Source organism: Dokdonella sp. (genome assembly GCF_051958935.1).
In the GTDB taxonomy this organism is placed as follows: Bacteria; Pseudomonadota; Gammaproteobacteria; order Xanthomonadales; family Rhodanobacteraceae; genus Dokdonella_A.
This window is the reverse complement of record NZ_JBQCFP010000090.1, coordinates 1-5,333: the sequence shown is the minus strand read 5'-3', so window position 1 is coordinate 5,333 and position 5,333 is coordinate 1. Positions and strand designations below refer to the sequence as shown.

The window sequence follows — 5,333 nt, the reverse complement described above, 5'->3', positions numbered from 1 at the left end:
ATTGACCGCATTTCCACCGCTGCCACACATCCTGCTTCTGGGCATCGGAAAGCCCAGGTCGACCCCTTCGTGCCATAGCTCGTCCTTATCCTATCGGCGCAACCCACGGTAGCGTTGCATCGACCGGTTGAGCTCGCCCGTCCCAACTTTTGCAGAACCGGCGACGGTAGGTCTTGTATGCCTCGAACGAAGCTTCGGCTTCGGGTGAAGCCCCTTCGCGCTGCTTTTTCCGCGCGAACCCTCGGTCGAGTTGCGCGTCCGATAGTTCGCACAAACCTGCCGCGCTCATCCTGGCGTAGTGAGCGTCGGCATCGTTGCCTGCCGCTTTCACTTTCTTCATCAGCTGCGCGTAGTCATGCACGCCGTCGAAATACCGGGATCTCGGGTCCGACACGGTGTGCGTCGCGGCTGCCTTCGGCGCATCGGCCGGTGTTCGCCGCCCGGGTTCTGCTGCCGCAACGGGCGCAGGCGCTGCGGAAGGCGACCTGGAAGGACCCGCTGGAGACGGGTTCCGGAGGCAGGAATATCCCATGGCACCGGCAGCGACAATCAGCGCTGCGACGAGCGAACGGGCGGTGCGACTGCGCATCCAGGCTACCTGTGTCGGGCTCCAGTCCGGAGAATATGTCCATCGCGCGCCGCAGCGAAGCGCCGATGATTTTCACGGGGTCTGCGTTCCCGCACGCCGCGCTTGCCCGCATCCGATCGCGTGCCGCAGACTGCGCGCCGCGCGGCGGCACGTCGTCGCCGCGATCATCCGGGGAGGGGATCAGATGGCGCGTTACCAGGACGCCCAGGGGCGTTGGCTGCTCGAGAAGGTGGTGCGTGACGTCGTCGTCGTCGCGGTGCTCGGCTTGCTGCTGTCGGCGTTCTGGCCGTTCCGCCAAGTGCCGACCGGCTCGCGCGGCGTGCTGACGCAGTTCGGTGCGATCCGCGGCATCGAGAATGAAGGACTCGCGGTGGTGATGCCGTGGCAGCGGCTCGCGCTGTTCAGCATCCGCGCGGAACAGGCGCAGATCGACAACGCGGACGGCAGCACGAGCGACCAGCAGCCGGTCAAGGTGAGCCTGACCGTGCGCTACAGCATCATCACCGACCGCGTCGCCGAGGTGTACGAGAAGTACAGCCACGACGGCGACCTGTCTTCGTACGTGCAGACCGCGACGCAGGAAGTGTTCAAGGCCGTCACCGCGAAGTACAACGCGCCCGACCTCATCGCCAAGCGCTCGCAGGTATCGACCGACATCAATACGGCGCTCAAGCAGAAGCTCGAGGTGTACGGCGCGCAGGTCATCAACATCGACATGCGCAACTTCGCGTTCTCGCCCGAGTACATGGCGGCGATCAACGAGAAGGTCACCCAGGAACAGCTGCGTCTCGCCGCCGAGAACAAGGTGAAGACGGTCGAGGCCGAGCAGAAGCAGAAGGTCGCCGTCGCCGAGGCGGAGGCGAATGCGCTGAAGGCGAAGGCCGATGGCGAGGCGTACGCGACGATCAAGGCCGCGAACGCGCAGGCCGATGCGTTGCGCGTGCAGAACGACGCCCTCGCCAAGAGCAAGGAGGTGCTCGAACTGCGCCGCATCGAAGTCGAACGCGTGAAGGCCGAGCGCTGGGACGGGAAGCTCCCCGAGGCGATCTATGCGGGCACGCCGATCCCGTTCTTCACGCCGGGGCAGAAGGCCGAATGACGGCGGCGCAAACCCCGCATTTTCCCGCGCCGGATGCACGTCGCGGCGCACAAAGCGCCTGTTTCAAGGCCTCCTTGCGCGCAAACCCGAAAAAACGGATACGCTAGGCCCAGCGGCGCGTGTACTGCGCCGCGCTACCCCCACGGAGAAACGAAAACCATGGCTACATCCAAGAAGCCGGCTGCCGGCAAGAAGAGCGCGTCGAAGCCGATTACCGAACCGCTGAGCAAGTCGGGCCTGGTCGCGCACCTGGCCGAGCAGAGCGGCGTCGAGACCAAGGGTGTCCGCGCCGTCCTCGCCGCGCTCGAGCAGACGGTCGCCAATTCGCTGCACAAGAAGGGCGCCGGCGTGTTCACGCTGCCGGGCTTGCTGAAGATCTCCGCGGTCGCCGTGGCCGCCAAGCCGAAGCGCAAGGGCATCGACCCCTTCACGAAGGAAGAGCGCTGGTTCGCGGCCAAGCCGGCGAGCGTGAAGGTCAAGGTGCGCGCGCTGAAGAAGCTCAAGGACGCCGCGCAGTAATCCGTCCGCTGCACTGCTCTACCCGCCGCCGGCCTCGTGCCGGCGGCGTCGTTTCCGGGTTTCGCGTGGTGCGCGTCAGGCGTCGGGGCTAGGCGGCCCCGCCGCGTCCGCCTCGCCGACGCGGCCGAGATTGACCTGGTAGGGCGCCGACAGTGCGATGCCCTCGGCGCGCAGGCGCGCAAGGATGTCGAGCAGCAGGTCGCTGCGCACCTGTCCGGCCTGGCGCGGGTTGGCGATGAAGCCGACCACGATGAACATGAGCTGGCCGTTCTCGATGCTGTCGAGCAGCACGTTCGGCGCCGGCTCGCGCAGCACGCCCGGATGCGCGGCGAATGCATCCTTGATGATCCCGACCACGCGCGTTGGGTCGCTGTCGAGCGGCAGTGGCACGCGGAACCGCACGCGGCCTTCCGCATTGGCCAGCGTGACGTTGCGCACGCTCTTGGTGATCAGCTCGGAGTTGGGCACGATCACGGTCGAGCGGTCGCCCATCTGGATCTCGGTCGCGCGCACGTTGATGCGGCGGATGTCGCCCTCGGCGTCGCCGAGCACGACCCAGTCGCCGACCTTGACCGGCCTCTCGACCAGCAGGATCAGGCCGGACACGAAGTTCTGCACGATCGCCTGCAGGCCGAAGCCGATGCCGACCGAGAGCGCGCTCGCGACCCAGGCGATGCGATCGAGTCCGAGGCCGAGCGCCGACAGCGCGAACGCGACGACGACGACCATGCCCGCGGTACCGAGCAGGGTCGTCATCGAACTGCGCATGCCAGGATCCATGCGCGTCGTCGGCAGGTAGCTCACGAGCAGCCAGCGCTGCAGCGCGCGGATCGCCGCGATGCCGAGCACGAGCACGGCGAGCGCGCCGAACACCGCGACCGGCGTCACTTCGATCTGGCCGATCTTCAGGCCGGCTGCGGTGCGGCCGAGCTGCGAGACGAGGTCGCCGGGCTCGGTGCCGAACGGCGCCAGCGCGGCGAACAGCGCGATCGCGAGCGCGAACACGCGGAACACGCCCGAACTCAGCACCGCGACCTGGTCGAGCACGCGCTGGTCGAGGCCGAGCGTGCGTCGCATCCAGTTCGCGCGCGACGACAGCGCGGCCGCGAAGAGGTCCTCGACCACGTGCACGACGAGGTAGAACGTCGCCGCGACGATACCGAGGCCGACCATCTGGCGCGCGACCTGGTGCGCGAGCGCCACGTAACCGCTGAGCGCGGCGACGATCGCGAGCACGACACCGACCCACAGCAGCGACATCGCGACACCGACCCAGACCGGGCGCGGCACGCGCTCGCCGTGCCCGGCGATGTCGCCGTCCGGCGCGCCCGCCGCTCGCGCGAGGCCCCAGCCGATCAGCAGCGCGTACATGAGGGCGACGACGAGGCTGCCGGCGATCGTCGCCGACAGGCTCGTGCCGGCGATTTCGTTGAAGTGCTTGACCAGCACGCTCGACGCGACCGCGCCACCCAGGAGCAGCGGCCAGTGGCGCAGGCGCACGGCGACGCCGTCGGAGACCGGCGGCAGGCGCCACGAAGCGCGCGCCGCAGCGAGCAGCGCGCGGCCGAGGCCGGTCACGTAGCTGCCGAACACGACTGCGCTGACGATGGACCGCGCGAATGCGCGCGCGTCGTCGCCGAACACGCCGTGCCAGTCGAGCGCGGTCACGATCACCTGCGCGCCGAGACCGGTCAGCAGCGTCGTCGTGACGACCAGAGCGACCGCGAGCGCGGACCGGCGCAGCCGACCGTGCGGCACGCGATCGGCGGTCCAGCGCAGCAGCACGCGTTCGACCCACCAGCGCCCGAGCAGGACCAGCAACGCGCCGATCGCGATGCCGACGAGGCTGGCGACGCGGTTGTCGGGGACGAACGCGGCGCGCACGCCCGCGCCGAGGTCGGCGAGCAGCGAACGCGCGCCGGCGAGGTCGCGATCGAGGTTGCCGGTGATCGCGTGCCAGAACGCCGGCGTCAGCGGCGACGGCGTTCGCTGCGACAGGCGCGCCTGGAAGTTCGCGCGACGCACGTCGGCGATCTGCGCGACGACCTGGCCGCTGTCGACGATGAGCAACTTGGCGCGCTTGATGTCGGCATCGAGCGCGTTCCGTTCCTTCTCGAGCTCCGCACGCTGCACCGCGATGTCGCGCGCCTCGCCTCCCTTGGCGGGCGCGGGGCCGAGCTGCTCGATGCGTGCGGCGACCGCATCGAACTTCGGCGCGAGCTCGCCGAGCAGCGTGTTCGCGTGCGTGTCGACCGCGCCCATCTGGTCGCGCATCTGCGACAACGTCGCGTCGTCGACGTCGCGGCCCTCGAGCTGCTTGCGCGCGTCGGCGATGCGCTGGCGCGCCTCGTCGAGCAACTTGCCGGCGTCGGGTGACTGGGCGGCCGCGCTCGCCGCGGCGAGCACGAGGACGAAGGCGAGGAACAGGCGGCGTAGAAGCATCATCGGCGGATGATCGAAGCGCGCGCGCCACGCCGTCAATGCGAACCGCGCGGGCCGGTCGGCTGCGCTTCACGGATCGGCGAGCCCACCGCAATCCGTGGGGTGGGACGCAGCGGCGCGGCCGCGGCGGGAATGACGCGGCGCCCGGCCGCGAGTCTCACCGAGCGATCCGCTGCGTGGCAATCGGTGGGGCTCGCGGTCGTGCGTTGTCGCTCCATGATGTGCCGCCGCGCCGCTGCGTCCCACCCTACGCAAAATGCGGCCGTGCCTCGAATACGCCCTGCGTCACACCGTCAACGGATTCGGCTTGTCCGGATCGAGCTTGTACTGCTTGATCGCGCGCGCGACGTCCTCGGGGTTCATCTGGCCGTCCGCGGCGAGCGCGGCGATCGCCGCGTGCGCGATCCACCAACGATCGACTTCGAAGAACGAACGCAGGTTCGCGCGCGTGTCGCTGCGGCCGAAACCGTCGGTGCCGAGCACGACGTAGCGCTTGCCGTGCGGCATGAACGCGCGGACCTGGTCGGCGTATTCGCGCACGTAGTCGGTGGCGGCGATGGCCGGACCCTGGCGATCCGCCAGCAGGCCGGTGACGTACGGCACGCGCTGCGGCGCTTCCGGATGTAGGCGGTTCCAGCGCTCGGCGTCGAAGCCTTCGCGACGGACTTCCGAGAAGCTCGGCAC

4 protein-coding genes are annotated in these 5,333 nt (G+C 69.2%); 2 read left to right on the top strand and 2 right to left on the bottom strand.

Annotated elements, in window-relative coordinates; translation table 11 throughout:
* Positions 1-773: 773 nt before the first annotated feature.
* Both ACTHK2_RS08080 and ACTHK2_RS08075 read left to right on the top strand, forming a co-directional pair.
* Positions 774-1,688, top strand: coding sequence for a prohibitin family protein (locus tag ACTHK2_RS08080; RefSeq protein WP_440245192.1), 915 nt, complete (start codon positions 774-776; stop codon positions 1,686-1,688).
* 159 nt (positions 1,689-1,847) lie between these two features.
* Positions 1,848-2,207: an HU family DNA-binding protein gene (locus ACTHK2_RS08075; protein WP_440245191.1), complete on the top strand. Its 360-nt coding sequence runs from the start codon at positions 1,848-1,850 to the stop codon at positions 2,205-2,207.
* A gap of 75 nt (positions 2,208-2,282) precedes the next feature.
* Here ACTHK2_RS08075 and ACTHK2_RS08070 read toward each other — a convergent pair whose 3' ends face one another.
* Together ACTHK2_RS08070 and ACTHK2_RS08065 are read right to left on the bottom strand one after the other, a co-directional pair.
* Positions 2,283-4,652, bottom strand: coding sequence for a DUF3772 domain-containing protein (locus tag ACTHK2_RS08070; RefSeq protein ID WP_440245190.1), 2,370 nt, complete (start codon positions 4,650-4,652; stop codon positions 2,283-2,285).
* A 282-nt stretch (positions 4,653-4,934) separates the two neighbouring features.
* Positions 4,935-5,333 (bottom strand): transketolase-like TK C-terminal-containing protein (locus tag ACTHK2_RS08065; RefSeq protein WP_440245189.1); only part of this gene is annotated, 399 nt, incomplete at its 5' end.